At 71.0% G+C, this 22,176-nt stretch carries 2 protein-coding genes; both read left to right on the plus strand.

What is annotated here, in order from left to right:
- Window positions 1-6,143: type I polyketide synthase (locus ACZ55A_RS36365; protein WP_468849277.1), on the plus strand; the 6,143-nt coding region annotated here is incomplete at its 5' end.
- An 87-nt stretch (window positions 6,144-6,230) separates the two neighbouring features.
- Window positions 6,231-22,145: a type I polyketide synthase gene (locus tag ACZ55A_RS36370; RefSeq protein WP_468849304.1), complete on the plus strand. Its 15,915-nt coding sequence runs from the start codon at window positions 6,231-6,233 to the stop codon at window positions 22,143-22,145.
- Window positions 22,146-22,176: the final 31 nt, after the last annotated feature.

A 22,176-nucleotide genomic window follows, 5' to 3' on the forward strand; every position in this document is an offset into this window, starting at 1 on the left:
GTGTGGTGTCGGGGCGGTTGTCGTACACGTTTGGTCTTGAGGGGCCGGCGGTGACGGTGGATACGGCGTGTTCGGCGTCGTTGGTGGCGTTGCATCTGGCGGTGCAGTCGTTGCGTGCGGGTGAGTGTGATCTGGCTCTGGCGGGTGGTGTGACGGTGATGTCGACGCCGGGGTTGTTTGTGGATTTCAGTCGGCAGCGTGGGTTGGCGGCTGATGGTCGGTGTAAGGCGTTTTCGGATGCCGCGGATGGTGCGGGCTTTTCCGAGGGTGCCGGTGTGCTGGTGGTGGAGCGGCTGTCGGATGCCCGGCGCAATGGTCATCGGGTGCTGGCGGTCGTACGTGGCAGTGCGGTGAATCAGGATGGTGCGTCCAACGGCCTCACCGCTCCCAACGGCCCCTCCCAGCAGCGCGTCATCCGCCAGGCCCTGGCGGGCGCCGGTCTAACGGCCTCGGACGTGGATGTCGTCGAGGCGCATGGCACGGGGACGTCGCTGGGTGATCCGATTGAGGCGCAGGCGCTGCTGGCTACTTACGGTCAGGGGCGGGATGAGGATCGGCCGTTGTGGCTGGGTTCGGTGAAGTCGAATATCGGGCACACGCAGGCGGCTGCGGGTGTGGCCGGTGTCATCAAGATGGTGCTGGCGCTTCAGCACGGGGTACTGCCGCAGACGTTGCATGTCGATGAGCCGTCATCGCATGTGGATTGGTCTGCGGGGCATGTGCGGTTGCTGAGGGAGGCGGTTGAGTGGCCGGAGGTGGGGCGGCCGCGGCGGGCGGGGGTGTCCTCGTTCGGAATCAGTGGCACCAATGCGCACGCGATTATCGAGCAGGCGCCGGTGGTGGAAGAGCCGGTGGTGGAGGAGCCGGCGGTTGAGGAAAGCGCCGACTGCGAAAAGTCGCTCAGGCTGCCCGCAGTGCCCTGGGTAATCACCGGAAAGACCAGGAGCGCGCTGCGTGCCCAGGCCGCACGCCTGCTCGCACACGTGGAGGCATTCCCGGACCTGCGTACCGTCGATATCGGTCTGTCGCTGGCCACCACACGGTCGCTCATGGAACACCGGGCCGTGGTACTCGGTATGGATCGAGAGGAACTGCTGCGCGGCCTGGCCGCCGTATCCGCAGACGAACCGGCTTCGAATGCCGTCACCGGCTCCATAAAGGCAGACGGCAGGCTGGCCGTACTGTTCGCGGGACAGGGTTCGCAACGCATCGGAATGGGCCGGGAGTTGTACGAGGCATTTCCGGTCTTCGCGGACGCCTTTGATGCGGTGTGCGCGCACTTCGACGGTGAAGTGGAATCGCCGCTACGAGAGGTGATCTTCGGCGGGGACGCGGAGGAGCTGAACAGTACGGGATTCACCCAGCCGGCGCTGTTCGCCGTAGAGGTGGCGCTGTACCGCCTCGTGGAGTCGTTCGGTGTCCGACCGGACTATCTGGTGGGCCACTCCATCGGTGAATTGGCTGCCGTTCATGTGGCGGGTGTGCTGTCGCTGGCGGATGCCTGCCGGCTGGTGGCTGCCCGTGGCCGGTTGATGCAGGCGTTGCCGTCGGGCGGCGCGATGGTCTCCTTGCAGGCCTCGGAGGACGAGGTCCTGTCGCTGCTGGAAGGCCTTGAGGAGCGGGTGAGCATCGCCGCGGTGAACGGTCCCCGGGCGGTGGTGGTGTCGGGTGAGGAATCCGCCGTCGCCGGAATCGCCGAGCGTTTCGAGTCCGAGGGACGGAAGGTGAAGCGGCTCCGGGTGAGCCACGCTTTCCACTCTCCGCTGATGGAGCCGATGCTCGACGAGTTCCGGGCAGTGGCGCAATCCGTGGCGTACGAGGAGCCGAAGATCCCGGTCGTCTCGAATGTGACCGGTGAACTCGCCACGCCTCAGGACCTGATGTCTCCCGACTACTGGGTGCGGCATGTCCGGGAAGCCGTACGGTTCGCCGACGGTGTGCGCTGGCTGGAGGAGCACGAGGTCACCCGGTTCCTGGAGATCGGGCCCGACGGCACGCTCACTGCGATGGCGCAGGCATGCCTCGAAGGGGACACCGGCCAGCTCCTTGTGCCCGCCCTCCGCAAGGACCGACCCGAGCCGATCAGTCTGCTCACCGCTCTCGGTCAGACGTTTGCCGCCGGCGCATCGCTCGCCTGGGAGGCCGCCTTCGCGGGGAGCGACGCGCGCCATGTCGAGCTGCCGACCTATGCGTTCCAGCGGCACCGCTACTGGCCCAAGCCGCCCGCCGTGACGACCGGGGACATCAGCTCGGCGGGTCTCGGATCGGCGGACCACCCCCTGCTCGGTGCGGCGGTCGAAGTGGCCGGCTCCGACGCCCGCCTCTTCACCGGCAGGCTGTCACTCCAGACTCACCCGTGGCTCGCCGACCACGCGGTGACCGGGACCGTCCTGTTCCCCGGTACGGGCTTCCTCGAACTGGCGGTACGTGCGGCGGACGAGGTGGGCTGCGACCGGGTGGAGGAGTTCACCATCGCCGCGCCGCTCGTCCTGCCGGAGCGCGGTGCGGTGCAACTCCAGCTTGCCGTGGAGGTGCCCGACGACTCCGGGCGGCGGACGCTGAATCTGTACTCGCGCCCCGAGGACGATCTCGTCGAGCAGCCGTGGGTGCTCAACGCCAGTGGCGTGGTGTCCAGCGGTGTGGCGTCCAGTGGCATGGTGTCCAGCGGTGTGGTTTCCGGTGGCGTGGTGTCCACGGGAGCAGCGGCGGAGCACGGCACGTCGTACGACTTCACCGTCTGGCCGCCCCGCAACGCGGAAGCCACCTCGGTCGACGACTTCTACGACCGGTTCGCCGAAGCCGGATTCGCCTACGGCCCGGTCTTCCGTGGGCTGCGGGCCGTCTGGCGGCGCGGCGACGAGATCTTCGCCGAGGTCGGGCTGCCGGAGGAGCACGAGGGGATGGCCGGCGCGTTCGGACTGCATCCCGCGCTGCTCGACTCCGCACTGCACGCGATGATGTTCGTGTCCATGGAGGACGTCGGACGTGGACGCCTGCCGTTCTCCTGGAACGGCGTCTCCCTCACGGCCGCCGGCGCGAGCGCCCTGCGCGTCCGCCTGGTGCAGGCCGGACCCGAGTCCGTCTCCCTCGAACTGGCCGACCCCGCAGGAGGCCCGGTCGCCTCCATCGCATCGCTGACGCTACGTCAGGTATCCGGTGAGCAGATGCGTGGCAACGGGCGCCATCACGATGCGCTGTTCCAACTGGACTGGGTCACCGTGCCGTTGACCGGGCCGGCCGATCCGGCCAAGGAGTTCTGGGCCGTCGTCGGAGATGTGGGCCTGGCCGCGACCCTGGAGGGCACCGGCGTCCAGGTAGAGGCAGCGGACAGTCTGAGCGATCTCGTCGACGAGGCGCCCGCGGTGGTGCTGGTCCGCTGCCCGGGGGCTGCGGAGCCCGGCGACACGGCCACCGAGGCGCACACCGCCGCCGACGGGGCCCTCGCACTGGTGCAGCACTGGCTGGCGGACGAGCGCTTCGCCGCCTCCCGGTTGGTCGTTCTCACCCAGGGCGCCGTGAGCACGTCGGACGCTGACCACCCGGACCCGGCGCAGGCCGCAGTCTGGGGCCTGGTGCGCGCTGCCGGGGTCGAGAACCCCGGTCGGTTCACCCTCATCGACCTCGACGGGACGCCCGATTCGACGGCCGCGATCACCGGCGTGCTGGCGAGCGGAGAACCCGAGGCGGCGCTGCGGGCGGGAGCGGCACATGTACCGAGGCTGGCCCGGGTCGCGTCCGCGGACGCCCTGTGCCCGCCCAAGGCCGGCGGGGCCGACGGGGCCGGGGGCGCCGACCAGGCCGGGGGAACGGACGAGGACGCCTGGCGGCTGGACATCACCGAGAAGGGCACCCTGGAGAATCTGCATCTGGCCGCATGCCCCGAGGTGAAGGCCGAGTTGGGCGCCGGGCAGGTCCGTATCGCAGTGCGCGCGGCGGGCGTCAACTTCCGCGATGTGCTCAATGCGCTGGGGATGTACCCGGGTGAGGCCGGCGCGCTCGGCAGCGAGGGCGCCGGGGTGGTGCTGGAGGTCGGCCCCGGCGTGCACGACCTTCAGCCCGGTGACCGGGTGATGGGCATGTTCTTCGGAGCCTTCGGCCCGCTGACGGTGGCGGATCGCCGTCTGCTGGCTCGGATCCCGGAGGGCTGGTCGTTCGCACAGGCGGCGTCGGTGCCGGTGGTCTTCCTGACGGCGTACTACGCGCTGGTGGAGCTGGGTGGCCTCCAGGCTGGTGAGTCGGTCCTCGTGCATGCTGCCGCTGGTGGGGTGGGCATGGCTGCCGTCCAACTGGCTCAGCACCTGGGTGCGGAGGTCTTCGGCACCGCGAGCCCCGGCAAGTGGGACACCCTGCGGAAGTTGGGCCTGGCGGAGATGCACATCGCCTCCTCCAGGGACCTGGAGTTCGAGCGGTCGTTCCTCGAGGCGACCGGTGGCCGGGGTGTGGATGTGGTGCTGGATGCCCTGGCCAGGGAGTTTGTCGATGCCTCGCTGCGGTTGCTGCCGCGGGGCGGCCGGTTCCTGGAGATGGGCAAGACCGATGTCCGGGATGCGCAGGCGGTGGCGGCCGAGCATGCGGGTGTCAGCTATCGGGCGTTCGACCTTTGGGACGCGGGTCCGGACCGGATCGGCGAGATGCTGAGCGCGCTGGTCGAGCTCTTCGAGCGGGGTGTGCTGGAGCCGTTGCCGGTGACGGCGTGGGATGTGCGGCGGGCTCCCGAGGCCTTCCGCTACCTGAGCCAGGCCAAGCACATCGGCAAGGTCGTACTGACGATGCCGGTGGCGCTCGATCCGGCCGGCACGGTGCTGATCACCGGTGGCACGGGCGGTCTGGGCGCGCTGGTGGCCCGGCATCTGGTCGCCGAGCACGGTGTGCGGCATCTGCTGCTGGCCAGCCGCCGCGGACCGGACACCCCCGGCGTGAATGAACTGCGCGACGAACTCGCCGCCCTCGGCGCCGAGATCACCGTCACGGCCTGCGACGCCGCCGACCGCGAAGCCCTGCGCCGACTGCTCGACTCCCTACCGAAGGAGCATCCGCTCACCGCCGTCGTGCACACGGCAGGCGTCCTCGACGACGGGATCGTGTCCTCGCTGACGCCCGAGCGGCTGGACACGGTCTTCGGGCCGAAGGTGGACGCGGTCAGCAATCTGCATGAGCTGACCCGGCACGAGGATCTGGCCGCGTTCCTCGTCTTCTCGTCGGTGGCGGGAACGTTCGGCAGCGCCGGCCAGGCCAACTACGCGGCGGCGAACGCGTATCTGGATGCGCTGGCCTGCCGGCGCGGTGGGCTGGGACTTCCCGCGCAGTCGCTGGCCTGGGGGGCATGGGCTCCCGGCGTCGGCATGACCGGGGAACTGAGCGAGGCCGATCTGCAACGCATGGCACGCGGCGGCATGCTTCCGCTCACCCCGGAACAGGGCCTCGGCCTCCTCGACACCGCACGGAGCCTGGCCCGACCGCTGCTGCTCCCGATGAACCTCGACATGGCGCTGCTGCGCGCGCACCCGGAGGCCGTACCGCCGCTGCTGCGCGGTCTGGTCCGGGCACCGGCCCGTCGCGGTACCGCGACGTCCGTTGCCGCGACAGGCTCGGAGGCGCAGCAGGGTCTCGCCGAGCGGCTGGGGGCGCTGCCCGCCGCGGACCGCGAGCCGTACCTGCTCGACCTGGTCTGCACACAGGTGGCGCTCGTCCTGGGGCACGGATCCGCCGAGGACATCGAACCCGACCAGGCGTTCAAGGAGCTGGGCTTCGACTCGTTGACGGCGGTGGAACTCCGTAACCACCTCAACGCGGCCACCCAGCTCAGGCTGCCGGCCACCCTCGTCTTCGACTATCCGACCCCCCTCGTCCTGGTCCGCCACGTCCTGGACGAGATCGAGCTGCCCGAGACGTCCGGTACGCAGTCGCTCCTGGGCGAGCTCGCCCGGCTGGAGGCCGCACTGGCCGGGGTCACGGTCGGGGACGAGGAGCGCGACGAGATCGCCCACCGGCTGCGCGCACTGGCAGCCCACTGGGGCAACGGCCACGAGGAGCGAGGCGCGGATCCGTACACGCAAACCGATGAAGACGACGGCGAGCTGGCGTCGGCCTCCACCGCCGGCGAACTGTTCGACCTCATCGACAAGGAACTGGGAACGACGTGACCGGACGCGGGGAACCGCTCGGCTTGGTTCGAGGATGTGACGTTGGTGGCTGCTGACGACGAGAAGTACATGGAGTACCTGAAGCGGGTGACGACCGAGCTTCGGCAGACCCGTCGCCAGCTTCGCGAAGCCGAGGGCAGGGACCAGGAACCCATCGCCATCGTCGCGATGAGCTGTCGCTACCCCGGAAGCGTGCGTACTCCGGAAGACCTGTGGCAGCTCGTCGCCGACGGTGGGGACGCCATCTCCGACTTCCCCGTCGACCGGGGCTGGGACGTCGACGCGGCCTACGACCCCGACCCGGAGAAGCCGGGCTCCATCTATGTGCGCGAGGGCGGCTTCCTGCACGATGCGGGGTTCTTCGACCCGGCGTTCTTCGGGATGAGCCCACGGGAGGCGCTGGCCACCGACCCGCAGCAGCGCCTGCTGCTCGAAGTGGCCTGGGAGGCGTTCGAACGCGCGGGGATCGACCCGACGTCGGTACGCGGCACCAACGGCGGAGTGTTCGTCGGCGCCGCCACCTCCGGGTACGGCGTCGGCGTGACCGGTCTGCCCGAAGGCGTACAGGGGCTGCTCCTGGCGGGGAACGCCACCTCCGTGGCCTCCGGCCGGATCGCCTACACCCTCGGCCTGGAGGGCCCGGCCGTCACCGTCGACACCGCGTGCTCCTCGTCGCTGGTCGCCCTGCACTGGGCCTGCCACGCACTGCGTCGTGGCGAATGTGATCTCGCGCTGGCGGGCGGGGTCGCCGTGATGTGCACCCCGGCGATGTTCTTCGAGTTCAGCAGGCAGCGCGGCCTGGCCGCCGACGGCCGTTGCAAGCCGTTCTCCGACGACGCGGACGGCACCGGCTGGTCGGAGGGCGCCGGCATGCTGCTCGTCGAGCGGCTTTCCGACGCGCGGAAGAACGGCCATCCGGTGCTGGCCGTCGTCCGCGGTACCGCCATCAACTCCGACGGCGCGTCCAACGGCCTGACCGCCCCCAACGGACCCTCCCAGCAACGGGTCATCCGCTCCGCGCTGTCCCGCGCCGGGCTGTCGCCGAGCGATGTCGACGCCGTCGACGCCCACGGCACCGGAACGGCGCTGGGCGACCCGATAGAGGCCCAGGCCCTGCTCGCCACCTACGGACAGGAGCGAGCCGGCAACGGACCGCTGCGGCTCGGCTCGCTCAAGTCCAACATCGGCCACACCCAGTCGGCGGCCGGCGTCGGCAGCGTCATCAAGATGGTCATGGCGATGCGCCACGGCATGCTGCCCAGAACCCTCCACATCAGCGAGCCGTCCCGGCACATCGAGTGGACCGCCGGGGACGTGGAAGTACTGACCGAGGCGATGCCCTGGGAACACGACGGGCGCCCGCGCCGCGCCGGGGTCTCGTCGTTCGGAATCAGCGGGACCAACGCCCATGCGATCCTCGAGGAGGCACCCGCAGCAGCCGAGGACGCCGCGGCAGCACAGGGCGCCTCGACGCCGGACGAGACCTCGGCAGCGGAGGAGGGCTCAGCCGCGGACGAAGGCGCCGGGCCCGTCCGGCCGGCCGTCATCCCCTGGGTGGTGTCGGCCCGCAGCGAGCCGGCGCTGCGCGCACAGGCAGCGCAACTGCTGGCGCGGGTTACCGAGGACGAGCTCGGCCTCACCGATGTCGGCCACTCCCTGAGCAGCACACGGACCGCGTTCGAACACCGCGCCGTGGTACTCGCCGAGGACCGGGCCGCGGCACTGCGTGGCCTGGAGGCCCTGGCTTCCCAGGGCACCGACGGTGCGGGCTCGGGAGTGTTCTGCGGCCGCACGATGCGGGGTGCGACCGCCTTCCTGTTCACCGGACAGGGCGCCCAGCGCACAGCAATGGGACGCGAGCTGTACGCGGCCTTCCCGGCCTTCGCCGCGGCATTCGACGAGATCTGCACGCTCCTCGACGCCGAGCTGGACCGACCGCTGCGAGACGTGCTCTTCGGTGTGGGCGTGGGCGCGGGCGACGAGGCTGGAGCTGACGACGGCGCCGGCGCGGACGACGAGGCCGGTGCGGATGCTCTGCACCGGACCGCGTTCACCCAGCCCGCGCTCTTTGCGGTGGAGGTGGCGCTCTACCGATTGGTCGAGTCCTGGGGCATCAAACCCAAGTACCTGATGGGCCATTCGATTGGTGAGTTGGCTGCTGCGCATGTGGCGGGTGTGTTGTCGCTGGCGGATGCGTGCCGTTTGGTTGCTGCGCGTGGGCGCTTGATGCAGGCGTTGCCGACGGGTGGGGCGATGGTCTCGCTTGAGGCGTCGGAGGACGAGGTCCTTGCGGTGCTGGGTGGGTTTGAGCATCGGGTGAGTGTTGCTGCGGTGAATGGTCCGCGGGCGGTCGTGGTCTCCGGTGAGGAAGCGGCGGTGGCGGAGGTTGCCGGTCGTTTTGAGGCTGAGGGGCGGAAGGTGAAGCGGCTGCGGGTGAGCCATGCGTTCCATTCGCCGCTGATGGAGCCGATGTTGGAGGAGTTCCGGGCAGTCGCGGAGAGCGCGGATTTTGCGCAGCCGCGTATTGCGGTGGTCTCGAATGTGACCGGTGAACTGGCCACGGCGGAGCAACTGACCTCTCCGGAGTACTGGGTGCGGCATGTGCGGGAGGCTGTGCGGTTCGCCGATGGCGTGCGGTGGCTTGCCGAGCATGGCGTCACGCGGTTCCTGGAACTGGGCCCGGGAGGCACGCTGACCGCCATGGCACAGGCATGCCTGACGGACACCGATGACGACGACAGCGAGCGATTGTTCCTCCCCGCCATGCGGGTGGACCGCCCCGAGACCACCTCCCTGATGACGGCGGTGTCCGGAGCCTTCGCGTCGGGCGCTCCGATCGACTGGGCTGCGTACTTCGCCGGCACCGGGGCCCGCCGGGTGGACCTGCCCACCTATGCGTTCCAGCGCGAGCGCTACTGGCTCGAATCGACGGGTGCCGCGGCCGCAGCCGAGCCGCGAGAGAGCTCTGTCGTCGACGGCTGGCGCTATCGGGTGCAGTGGAAGCCGCTGGCTGCGGGCGCCGGTGCGGCGGTGGGTGGACGTTGGCTTGCGGTCGTGGCAGCTGGTGATACGTGGGCCGAGGCTGTGGTGGAGGGGCTTACGGCATGTGGTGTGCGGGTTGAGCGGGTGGAGTGTGCTGCGGGGGAGGAGCTGGGGCGCGGTCTGCTGGCGGAGCGGTTGGGTGCTGCGGTTGCGGGGGGTGAGGAGTCCGTTGCCGGTGTGTTGGTCGTGGGCGTCTCGGAGGTAGCGCGTACGGCTGTGGTGGTGCAGGCGCTGGGGGATGCGGGTGTTGCGGGGCGTTTGTGGGTGGTGACGCGCGGGGCTGTGTCTGTGGGCCGGTCGGATGGTGCGCCGGATCCTGTGCAGGCTGGGGTGTGGGGTCTGGGTCGGGTGGCGGCGTTGGAGCTTCCGGATCGTTGGGGTGGTCTGGTGGATCTCCCGGAGGTTGTGGACCGCAGGGCGCTTGACCGGCTGGCCGGAGTTCTGGCGGACGGTGGCGAGGATCAGGTGGCGGTGCGGGCGGCTGGTGTCTTCGGGCGCAGGCTGGTGCAGGCTCCCGTCCTGGCTGCTGATTCCGCTGATGGTTGGCGGCCGCGGGGGACGGTGCTGATTACGGGTGGTACGGGTGCGCTCGGTGGTCGGGTGGCGCGTTGGGTGGCTGAGCGGGGCGCCGAGCATGTACTGCTCACCAGTCGCCGGGGTCGGGAGGCTCCTGGTGCGGTGGAGCTGGAGGCAGAGCTGTCCGCGCTCGGTGTGCGGGTGACTGTCGCGGCCTGCGATGTGTCGGATCGGGGTGCTGTTGAGGGGGTGTTGTCGGAGCATGCGGTGGATGCGGTGGTGCATGCGGCGGGTGTGGTGGATTCGGTTGCTCTGGCCGAGGCGGATCGTGCTCATTTCGATGAGGTGATGGGCGCGAAGGTTTCTGGCGCTGTGGTCCTGGATGAGGTGTTGGGGGACCGCAAGCTGGATGCGTTCGTGGTGTTTTCGTCGATTGCTGGTGTGTGGGGGAGTGGTGGGCAGGCGGCGTATGCGGCGGCCAATGCGTTTGTCGACGCGTTGGTGGAGGGGCGTCGTGCCCGTGGCTTGGTGGGTTCTTCCGTGGCGTGGGGACCCTGGGCCGGCGGCGGTATGGCCGGTGTTGAGGGGGCGGAGGAGCATCTGCTGCGGCGTGGGTTGAGGGTGCTGGATCCGGAGCTGGCGCTCTCCGCGCTGGAGCAGGCCGTCAACCGTGGCGGTGAGGGTCCGGTCGTGGTGGCGGATGTGGATTGGGAGCGGTTTGCTCCGGCGTTCACGAGTGCGCGTCCCAGTCCGCTGTTGGGTGAGGTGCCGCAGGTGCGGGCGGCTTTGGACGCTGCTGGTGGTGGTGGCGGTGGTGTGGGTTCTGGTGCTGCGGTGGTGGTGCGGGAGCGGTTGGCGGGGTTGTCGGCGGCGGAGCGGGATCGGGCGTTGTTGGAGCTCGTGCGTACGCATGCCGCATCGGTCCTCGGCTACAGCAAGTCGGAATCGCTGGAATCCCGCACCGCATTCCGTGACTTGGGCTTCGACTCGTTGACTGCTGTGGAGCTACGCGGCCGGTTGAATGCCGAGACCGGGCTGCGGCTTCCCGCCACCGTCGTCTTCGACTATCCGACGCCGGTAGAGCTGGCGCGCTTCCTGAGTGGTGAGCTGTTCGGGACGGATGCCGACGTGGTGTCCGGCCTGCCGGTGGTGGTGTCCACGTCGGACGATCCGGTGGTGATCGTCGGGATGAGTTGCCGTCTTCCTGGTGGGGTGTCCAGCCCCGAGGACTTGTGGCGGCTCGTATCCGCAGGTGAGGATGCGATCTCCGAACTCCCCGACAACCGTGGTTGGGACCTCGACGCCCTCTATGACCCGACCCCGGGACAGCCGGGGAAGAGCTATTCGCGCCACGGCGGTTTCATCAGCGGAGTCGACCAGTTCGACCCGTCCTTCTTCGGCATCAGCCCACGGGAAGCGGTGGCGATCGACCCACAGCAGCGGCTACTGCTGGAAGCTTCCTGGGAAGCCCTCGAACGCTCCGGCGTCAATCCGCAGACGTTGCGGGGGAGTCGCGCCGGTGTCTTCGTCGGATCCAACGGCCAGGATTACCCTGGCCTCCTCCTGAGCACCCCCGAGGGCCAAGACGGCTACCTGGGCACCGGGAACGCAGCGGCTGTGGTGTCGGGCCGGGTGGCGTATGCGCTGGGTCTTGAGGGGCCGGCGGTGACGGTGGATACGGCGTGTTCGTCGTCGTTGGTCGCCCTGCATCTGGCTGTTCAGTCCCTGCGCTCGGGCGAATGCGATCTCGCCCTGGCCGGCGGTGTGACCGTGATGTCGACACCTGGCGCGTTCATCGAATTCAGCAGGCAACGGGGCCTGGCGGCTGATGGCCGTTGTAAGGCGTTTTCGGATGCTGCTGATGGCACGGGGTGGGCTGAGGGTGCCGGGGTGCTGGTGGTGGAGCGGCTGTCGGATGCCCGGCGTAATGGTCATCGGGTGCTGGCGGTCGTACGTGGCAGTGCGGTGAATCAGGATGGTGCGTCCAACGGCCTCACCGCTCCCAACGGCCCCTCCCAGCAGCGCGTCATCCGCCAGGCCCTGGCGGGCGCCGGTCTAACGGCCTCGGACGTGGATGTCGTCGAGGCGCATGGCACGGGGACGTCGCTGGGCGATCCGATTGAGGCGCAGGCGCTGCTGGCTACCTACGGTCAGGGGCGGGATGAGGATCGGCCGCTGTGGCTGGGTTCGGTGAAGTCCAACATCGGGCACACGCAGGCGGCCGCGGGTGTGGCCGGTGTCATCAAGATGGTGCTCGCCCTCCAGCACGGCGTACTGCCACAGACCCTGCACGCCGAGGAGCCGTCCAGTCACGTCGACTGGTCGGCGGGGCATGTGCGGTTGCTGAGGGAGTCGGTTGAGTGGCCGGAGACGGGGCGGCTGCGTCGGGCGGGTGTGTCGGCGTTCGGTGTGAGTGGGACGAATGCGCATGTGGTGATCGAGCAGCCAGCGGAGGCGGACTCGAACGACGCCCGGGTTGGTGTGGTGTGTGGGTCGGGTGTGGTGCCGTGGGTGGTTTCGGCCCGCAGTGGTGCGGGTCTGCGGGCGCAGGCGCAGCGGTTGATGGCGCACGTGGAGGGGCGGCCTGAACTCGGCCTGCCTGAAGTGGGGTTCGCCCTGGCGATGACGCGAGCGCAGTTCGAGCACCGGGCCGTCGTACTCGGCACCGAACGGAACGCCCTACTGGACGGACTCAAGGCGTTGGCCGACGGTGTGGAAGCCGCTTCCGTCGTGACCGCTTTCGCTGAACCCGAAGCGCGACTGGCCCTACTGTTCACGGGCCAGGGTTCCCAACAGCTCGGAATGGGCCGGGAGTTGTACGAATCATTTCCGGTCTTCGCGGACGCCTTTGATGCGGTGTGCGCGCACTTCGACGGCGAGCTGGAGTCTTCGTCTCTGCGGGAGGTGATCTTCAGCGAGGACGCGGAGAAGCTGAACCGTACGGAATTCACCCAGCCTGCGCTGTTCGCCATAGAGGTAGCGCTGTACCGCCTCATAGAGTCCGTCGGCATACGGCCCGACTACCTGGTGGGCCACTCCATCGGTGAACTGGCTGCCGCCCATGTGGCCGGTGTCCTGTCGCTGGAGGATGTCTGCCAACTGGTCGCTGCACGCGGCCGGTTGATGCAGGCGTTGCCGGCCGGTGGCGCGATGGTCTCGCTCCAGGCCTCGGAGGACGAGGTCGTGCCGCTCCTCCAAGGCCTTGAGGAACGGGTGAGCATTGCCGCGGTGAACGGTCCGCAAGCTGTCGTGATCTCCGGTGAAGAATCCGCCGTCGCGGCGATCGCCGAACACTTCGAGTCCGACGGCCGGAAGACGAAAAGGCTCCAGGTCAGCCACGCCTTCCACTCCCCGCTGATGGAGCCGATGCTCGACGCGTTCCGGGCAGTGGCGCAATCCGTGACGTACGAGGAGCCGAAGATCCCGGTCGTCTCCAATGTGACGGGTGAACTCGCCACGCCCCAGGACCTGATGTCCCCCGACTACTGGGTGCGGCATGTCCGCGAAGCCGTACGCTTCGCCGACGGCATCCGCTGGCTGGAACAGCACGAGGTCACCCAGTTCCTGGAGATCGGTCCCGACGGCACGCTAATCGCGATGGCCCAGGCATGCCTCGAAGCGGACACCGACCACGTCCTCGTGCCCACCCTGCGCAAGGACCGCCCAGAGGCCACCAGTCTCCTCACCGCCCTCGGCCAGGCCTACGCACACGGCATCACCGTCGACTGGTCCACCCTCTTCACCAGCGCCGACACCGACACGGAAGCGGCCAGGGAAACCGACGGGGAAACTCACAGGGAAACCGTCCACACCCCCGTCGACCTGCCCACCTACGCCTTCCAACACCAGCGCTACTGGCCCCGGTTCACGGGACTGCCCGCCGGAGATCTTGGCTCTGCCGGGCTGGTGTCCGCTCAGCACCCCCTGCTGGGCGCAGCCGTCCCCCTGGCCGACCAGGGTGACGCCGTGGTGTTCACGGGACGTGTCTCCGTGGCGGCTCAGCCTTGGCTCGCCGAGCATGTCGTCGCGGGGTCGGTCCTGTTCCCCGGTACCGCCTTCCTGGAGCTGGCCGTCCGTGCCGGTGATCAGGTCGGCTGCGGACAGGTCGAGGAGCTGACGCTGCAAGCACCCCTCGTACTGCCGGAGCGTGGTGCCGTGCAGCTCCAGGTTGCCGTCGGTGCTGCGGACGAGTCCGGGCGCCGCTCGCTGAGTGTCTACTCCCGCCCGCAGGACGCGCCTCCCGAGCAGTCATGGATATGCCATGCCACGGGCGTACTCGGCACCGACGCTCCGGCGGCCGGGGCGAGCCTGTCCCAGAGCCTGTCCCAGTGGCCGCCGGCCGGGGCGCAGCCCGTCACCGTCGACGGGCTGTACGACGGGCTGGCCGCTGCCGGCTTCGACTACGGTCCCGTCTTCCGTGGGCTGCGCGAGGTGTGGAGCCGCGGGAACGAGCTGTTCGCCTCGGTCGAGTTGCCGGAGAGCGCCGTCCCCGAAGCGGCCGGATACGGGCTGCACCCGGCGCTGCTGGATGCGACGCTCCATGCGCTCGGACTCGTCGAATCGGACCGGGCGGACAACGGCCGGGCGGACAACGACCGAGGCAGGCTGCCCTTCTCCTGGTCCGGGGTGACCCTGCACGCAGCCGGCGCGTCGGTCCTGCGTGCTCGGCTGGCCGTGAACGGTCCGGACTCGGTCGCCCTGGAGCTGGCGGATGCCTCGGGTGAGCCGGTGGCGACGATCGACTCCCTCGTCCTGCGCCCGGTGTCGGCCGACGGGATCGCCCACGCCAAGGCAGGTCAGCAGGACACCGCCCTGCACACGCTCGACTGGATACCGCTCCCGGAGTCCGACCGCACTGCGGTGACCATCGACGCATTCACCATCGACGCGTTCATCGACATGCCCGAGGGCACCGAGCCGTCCGCCCGGTCCAACCCGTCCAACTCGTCCAATCCATCCGACCTCCCCGACCTGTCCGACCTCCTTCCCCTTCCGCAGGACGAGGTGCCCCGCCATGTCCTCCTGCGGATCGATGCCCCCGAGGACGAAGACCCGGCCGTCGCCGCGCACAGCACGACCGATCGGGCGCTCGCGCTCATCCACGCATGGCTGGCAGACGAGCGGTTCGCCGTGTCGCGTCTGGTGGTCGTCACGCGGGGCGCGGTCACCATCGACGAACGACGGCCGAATCCCGCGCTGGCCGCCGTCTGGGGGCTCGTCCGGTCGGCACGTTCGGAGAATCCGGACCGCTTCACCCTGGTCGACCTCGACGCGGAGAGCGAGTCGCTGGACGTGCTCCCCGCCGCCCTCGCCTCCGAAGAGCCCGAACTGGCTGTACGTGCCGGCCGGCCCTACGTACCCAGGCTCAGCAGGTTCGTACGGCCGGGTGCGGCGGGCGTGGCAGGCGTGGCGGCCGCGCTGCCTGTGCCCGAGCAGACCGAGGCGTGGTGCTTGGACATCGCGGAGAAGGGCACGCTGGAGAATCTGCGCCTTGCGGAGCACCCGGCCGTGCAGGCCGAACTGGGCGTCGGAGAGGTGCGGATCGCGGTGCGTGCGGCCGGGCTGAACTTCCGTGATGTGCTCAATGCGCTCGGCATGTACCCGGGCGAGGCGGTGGCACTGGGCATCGAGGGTGCCGGGGTCGTCACGGAGGTCGGTCCGGGGGTGACCGGGTTCGCCCCGGGCGACCGGGTCATGGGCCTGTTCACCCTTGCGTTCGGCCCCCTCGCGGTGGCTGACGGACGCACCCTTGCCCGTATCCCGGAGGGCTGGTCGTTCGCGCAGGCGGCGTCCGTGCCGGTGGTCTTCCTGACGGCGTACTACGCACTCGTGGAGCTGGGTGGCCTCCAGGCCGGCGAGTCAGTCCTCGTGCACGCTGCCGCCGGTGGCGTGGGCATGGCCGCCGTCCAACTGGCGCAGCACCTGGGCGCCGAGGTCTTCGGTACCGCGAGCTCCGGCAAGTGGGACACTCTGCGCGAGTCGGGGCTGGCGGAGACACATATCGCCTCCTCCCGGGACCTGGACTTCGAGCGTTCCTTCCTGGCGGCAACCGACGGCCGGGGCGTGGATCTGGTACTGGACTCCCTGGCAAGGGAGTTCGTCGACGCCTCGCTGCGGTTGCTGCCGCGGGGCGGCCGGTTCCTGGAGATGGGCAAGACCGATATCCGTGATCCGGAGCAGGTGGCGGCCGAGCACGACGGGGTGCGATACCAGGCCTTCGATCTCTTCGACGCCGGTCCCGAGCGGATCGGGGAGATGCTGAGCGCTCTTGTCGCCCTCTTCGAGCAGGGGGTGCTGCGGCCGCTCCCCCTCACCGCGTGGGACGTACGGAAGGCCCCCGATGCGTTCCGCTACCTCAGTCAGGCCAAGAACGTCGGCAAGGTCGTACTGACGATGCCGGTGGCGCTCGATCCGGCCGGCACGGTGCTGGTCACGGGTGGCACGGGTGGTCTGGGTGCGCTGGTGGCCCGGCATCTGGTCGCCGAACATGGCGTACGGCATCTGCTGTTGGCCAGCCGTCGCGGCCCGGACGCCCCGGGCGCGGACGCACTGCGCGACGAACTCGCCGCCCTTGGCGCCGACGTCACCCTCGCCGCCTGCGACACCGCCGATCGCGAGGCGCTGCGCGGGCTGCTGGACTCCGTACCGGAGCAGCATCCGCTCACCGCGATCGTGCACACCGCAGGCGTCCTCGACGACGGGATCGTGTCGTCGCTGACGCCCGAGCGGCTGGACACCGTGCTCGCGCCGAAGGCGGACGCGGTGAGTCATCTGCACGAGCTGACCCGGGGCGACGATCTGGCGGCGTTCGTCGTCTTCTCCTCCGTCGCCGGGACGTTCGGTGGTTCGGGGCAGGGCAACTACGCGGCGGCGAACGCGTTCCTGGATGCATTCGCTCAGGTCAGGCGTGGTGCCGGACTGCCTGCCAGCTCGTTGGCGTGGGGGCCGTGGGCTCCCGGGGCGGGGATGACCGGTGAACTGGCGGATGCCGATCTGCGGCGCATGGCGCGGGGCGGCATGGTGCCGTTCACGGCCGAGCAGGGCATGGCCGCGTTCGACGCGGCATTCGGTACGGCCGATCCGGTGCTCCTCCCCGTGCGGCTCGATCATGCGGCGCTGCGGGCGCAGGGCGCCGCGCGGCCTGCTCTCGTGCGGGGGCTGGTGGCCGGGGGCGCCCGGCGTTCGGCCGCGGCGGCTGCCGCGGGGGACCCGGCGGACGGTCTGCGGGCCCGGCTCGGTGGTCGGCCGGCGGCCGAGCGGGAGACGGCAGTACTGGATCTCGTACGGACGCAGGCGGCGCTCGTGCTGGGGCACGCCGGGCCTGAGGCCGTCGAGGCCGCACGGGACTTCCGCGGGCTCGGGATCGACTCGCTCACCGCGGTCGAGTTGCGCAACCGGCTGGGGGCCGCGACCGGGCTGCGGCTGCCGGCGACGCTGGTCTTCGACTATCCGTCGCCGCTCGCGCTGGCCCGCCATATCGAGGCCGAGTTGTTCGGCGACGGTGCGGTGGCCGAGGTACCGGTCGTCGCGGCCGGCCCGGCGGCGAACGGTGAGGAGCAGCTTGCGGTCGTCGCGATGAGCTGCCGGTTCCCGGGCGGGGCGAGCAGCCCCGAGGAGTTCTGGCGGCTGCTGGCCGACGGCGTGGACGCGCTGTCGCCGCTGCCGACGGACCGTGGCTGGCGGACCGACGGTGACGCCGGCCGGGTCGAGGGCGGCTTCCTTCACGACAGTGGTGACTTCGACGCGGACTTCTTCGGGATCTCGCCGCGGGAAGCGGTCACCATGGACCCGCAGCAGCGGCTGCTGCTGGAGATCTCCTGGGAGGCGCTGGAGCGGGCCGGTATCGATCCGGCGACGCTGCGGGGCAGCCGTACCGGGGTTTTTGCGGGCACGAACTACCAGGGCTACGGCTCGGCCGGGCACGCCCTGCCCGAGGGCTCGGAGGGGCAGTCGCTCACCGGGCACGCCACCAGCGTGACGTCCGGCCGGGTCGCGTACGCGCTCGGTCTCGAAGGGCCCGCGGTGACGGTCGACACGGCGTGCTCGTCGTCGCTGGTGGCGCTGCATCTGGCCGCGCAGGCACTGCGGCTGGGGGAGTGCGATCTCGCCTTCGCGGGCGGGGTGACGGTGATGGCCACTCCGGGTGCCTTCGTCGAGTTCGGCCGTCAGGGCGGGCTGGCCGGCGACGGGCGGTGCAAGGCGTTCGCCGAGGGCGCGGACGGCACGGGCTGGGGCGAGGGCGCGGGCATCGTCCTGGTCGAGCGGCTTTCCGACGCACGGCGCAACGGCCATCCGGTGCTCGCCGTACTCCGTGGTTCCGCGGTCAATCAGGACGGCGCGTCGAACGGGCTGACCGCCCCCAACGGCCCCTCCCAGCAGCGGGTGATCCGCGCCGCGCTCGCCAACGCCGGGCTGGAGGCCCATGAGGTGGATGCGGTCGAGGCCCATGGGACCGGGACGTCGTTGGGTGACCCGATCGAGGCGCAGGCACTGATCGCGACGTATGGGCAAGGCCGGGGCGAGGAACGGCCGTTGTGGCTGGGGTCGGTGAAGTCGAATATCGGGCATACACAGGCGGCCGCGGGCATCGCCGGTGTGATCAAGATGGTGCTGGCGTTGCAGCACGGTGTGCTGCCCCGGACGTTGCACATCACCGAGCCTTCCTCCCATGTGGACTGGTCGGCCGGCGAGGTGCGGCTGCTGACCGAGCCTGTGGAGTGGTCGCAGGGCGCACTGCCGCGCCGGGCCGCGGTGTCCTCGTTCGGGATCAGCGGCACCAATGCGCATGTGGTGCTGGAGCAGTACGGGGCGGCGGGGGAGGGGGAGTTGGAGGAGCGCGATGGCGTGGACGGTGGTCATGGTGCCATGGCCCTGCACGCGGCCGCTCGTACGGGGGAGGCGGCGCCCGGAGGTGAGCAGGAGTCCGTCGGTGCCGTCGTCTGGCCCCTCTCCGGTCGTTCCGCCGCCGCGCTCCGCGACCAGGCCAAGCGGCTGCGCGCGCATGTCGTCGAGCGCCCGGACCTGTCCGTACGCGATATCGGGTACTCGCTGGCCACCAGCCGGGTCGCCTTCGACCACCGGGCGGCGCTCGTCGCGGAGGACCGTGACGGGTTCCTGAAGGGCCTCGCCGCGCTGGCGCGGGGCGAGGACGCGGCGGAGCTGGTGCGCGCGGTGGCGGACCCGGGCGGGAAGCTCGCCTTCCTGTTCAGCGGCCAGGGTGCCCAGCGCGCCGGGATGGGGCGGGAACTCCATGAGCGGTTCCCCGCGTATGCGACCGCGTTCGACGAGGTCTGCGCGGAGTTCGACCGGCACCTCGAACGGCCGCTGCGCGAGCTGGTCTTCGCCGACGAGGGCTCGCCGGACGCCGCGCTGCTCGACCGCACCGCCTACACCCAGCCCGCGCTGTTCGCCGTGGGGACGGCGCTGTACGCCCTGGTGGAATCGTGGGGGATCAGGCCCGATGTGCTGATCGGCCACTCCATCGGGGAGCTGACCGCCGCGCATGTGGCCGGGGTGCTGACTCTTCAGGACGCCTGCGCCCTGGTAGCGGCCCGCGGGCGGCTGATGCAGGCACTGCCGGAAGGCGGCGCCATGATCGCCGTACAGGCCTCCGAGGAGGAGGTGCTGCCGCTGCTGGAGGGCATGGCGGACCGGGCCGGGATCGCCGCGGTGAACGGGCCGTCGTCGGTCGTCGTCTCCGGAGCGGAGGAGGCGGTCACGCGCGTTGCCGGGCAGCTGGCCGAACGGGGGCGAAAGACTAGGCGTTTGCGGGTCAGCCATGCGTTTCACTCTCCACTGATGGACGCGATGCTGACGGAGTTCGGCGAGGTCGCGCGGGGCGTGCGCTATGCGCCACCGCGGCTGCCCGTCATCTCCAACCTCACCGGGGAACCGGCCGCCGACGCCGACCTGACCTCGCCCGAGTACTGGGTGCGGCATGTGCGCGAGGCCGTCCGCTTCTGCGACGGCATCCGCCGGCTGGAGTCCGAGGGCGTGCGGACGTACCTGGAGCTGGGGCCGGACGGCGCTCTCGCCGCCATGGCCTGGGAGAGCCTGCGCGCGCCCGGTGCGGACAGCGCCGCCCTCCCCGTCCTGCGGCGCGAGCGGCCCGAGGTGCGCAGCGCCCTGCTGGCGGCGGCGAGCCTGCACGTCCGTGGCCTCGGGGCGGAACCCGCCGCGCTGTACGGCGAGCGGGCGCGCCGGGTCGATCTGCCCACCTACGCCTTCCAGCGCCGTCGGTACTGGCTGGAACCGGCCGACGGCCACACCGGGGCCGAGCCGGCGCGGACGGCCGACGAGCAGTTCTGGGCGGCCGTGGAGCAGGCCGACCCCGGTGAGCTGGCCGCGCAACTTCAGCTGGCCGGTGACGCCCCGCTGAGCGAGGTGCTGCCCGCGCTGTCGTCGTGGCGCCACCGGCAGCGCGAACGCGATGTCGCCGACGGCTGGGAGTACCGGGTCGTCTGGCGGCCGGCCGGCGACGCCGCGTCGCCCGTGCTGTCCGGCACTTGGCTGCTGCCGGTGCCCGCCGGCCGCACCGAAGGGGCTTGGGAGACGGCGATCGCCGCCGGGCTCACCGCCCATGGCGCGTCTGTGGTCGTCCCCGTCGAGGTCGACTGCGGCCGGACCGACCGCAAGGCGCTCGCCGACCAACTGGGCACGCTGCTGGCCGAGTCGGGCCCCGTGGACGGCGTGCTGTCGCTGCTGGGCACCGAGGAGGAGCCGCACCGGACACAGCCCGCCACGCCCGGGGGACTCGCCGCGACGCTGGCCCTCGTCCAGGCCCTGGACGATCTCGGCGTCGGCGCGCGGCTGTGGTGCGCCACCTCCGGGGCCGTCGCGGTACGCGAGGGGGAGGCCGTGCCGTCCCCCGTACAGGCCGCCGTGTGGGGCCTGGGGCGGGTCGCCGCGCTGGAGCAGCCGCAGAGCTGGGGCGGTCTCGTCGATCTGCCCGCGGAGCCCGACGGCCGGGCCGTTGAGCGGCTGTGTGCGGTGCTGGAGGCCGGGGCGGGCGAGGACCAGGCCGCGGTCCGCGACGCGGGCGTGTACGTACGACGGCTGGTCCGGGCGCAGACCCGGGACGGCGCGCCCGGCACCGAAGAGCCGTGGGTGTGCAGCGGGACAGCACTGATCACCGGAGGCACCGGCGCGCTCGGCGCGCAGGTGGCCCGCCGGCTGGCCGACCGGGGCGTCGACCACCTGGTGCTGGCCGGCCGGCGAGGCGACAGGGCCGAGGGGGCGGCCGAACTGGCCGCCGAACTCACCGCTCGCGGCACCCGGGTGACCGTCGTCGCCTGCGACGCCGCCGACCGGGAGGCGGTGGCGCGGCTGCTGGCCGAGCACCCCGTGGACGCCGTGTTCCATGCGGCGGGCGTGCTCGACGACGGGCTGATCGCCGGGCTCGACGGTGCACGCCTGGACGCCGTACTGCGGTCCAAGATGGCGGCCGCGGCCCATCTGCACGAACTCGCCGGAGATCTGACCGCGTTCGTACTGTTCTCGTCCTTCGCCGGCACCACGGGGGCGACCGGGCAGGCCAACTACGCCGCCGCCAACGCCTATCTCGACGCCCTCGCCGAGCACCGGCACGCCCTCGGTCTGCCGGCCACCTCGATCGCCTGGGGCCCGTGGGCCGGCGGCGGGATGGCGGCCGGCACCGCGGGCGACGGGCAGTTGGCGGAGCGCCTGACACGGGGCGGGACCGCCCCGCTCGAACCGCGGCTCGCGGTCGATGCGCTGGAGCGGGCGCTGGTCCGCGGCGAGACCACGCTGACCGTGGCGGAGGTGGACTGGGCGCGGTTCGTGCCCGGCTTCACCTCGGTGCGGCCCAGCGCGCTGCTCTCCGATCTGCCGGAGGCACAGCGGGCGGCCGCGGCGCGCGAGCCGGCGGACGGCGCCGGGCCGGACGGTCCGACCGCGCTGCGCGAGCAACTGGCCGGGCGGAGCGAGGCGGACCAGGAGCGCGTGCTGGCCACCCTCGTCCGCACCCATGTCGCCGCTGTCCTCGGGCACGACTCCGTCGCCGCGATCGACGCGGAGCGGGCGTTCAGCGAGCTGGGCTTCGATTCGCTGATGGCCGTCGAGCTGCGCAACCGGCTCGGTCTGGCCACCGGCACCCAGCTGCCCGCCACGCTGCTGTTCGACCACCCGACCGCCGCGGCCCTCGCCCGCCATCTGCGCGCCCAGTTCGGCGCGGCGGACCCGGCCGGCGCCCTGCCCGCGCTCGCCGGGCTGGACCGGCTGGAAGAGCTGCTGGGCGAGGTGCCGCAGGACGATCCACAGCGGGCCAGGATCGCCTCCCGGCTGCAAGGACTGCTCGCGAAGTGGCACGAGCGGCCGGACGCCGACGCGGAGCCGGCGGACGACACCGGGGTGAGCGACCGGATCAACTCCGCCACCGCAGACGAGATCTTCGACTTCATCGACAACGACCTCGGCATGTCATGACACGCCGACCGCAAGAGCCCCAGAACCGCCG

It is taken from the genome of Streptomyces sp. NPDC034111 (assembly GCF_055575375.1).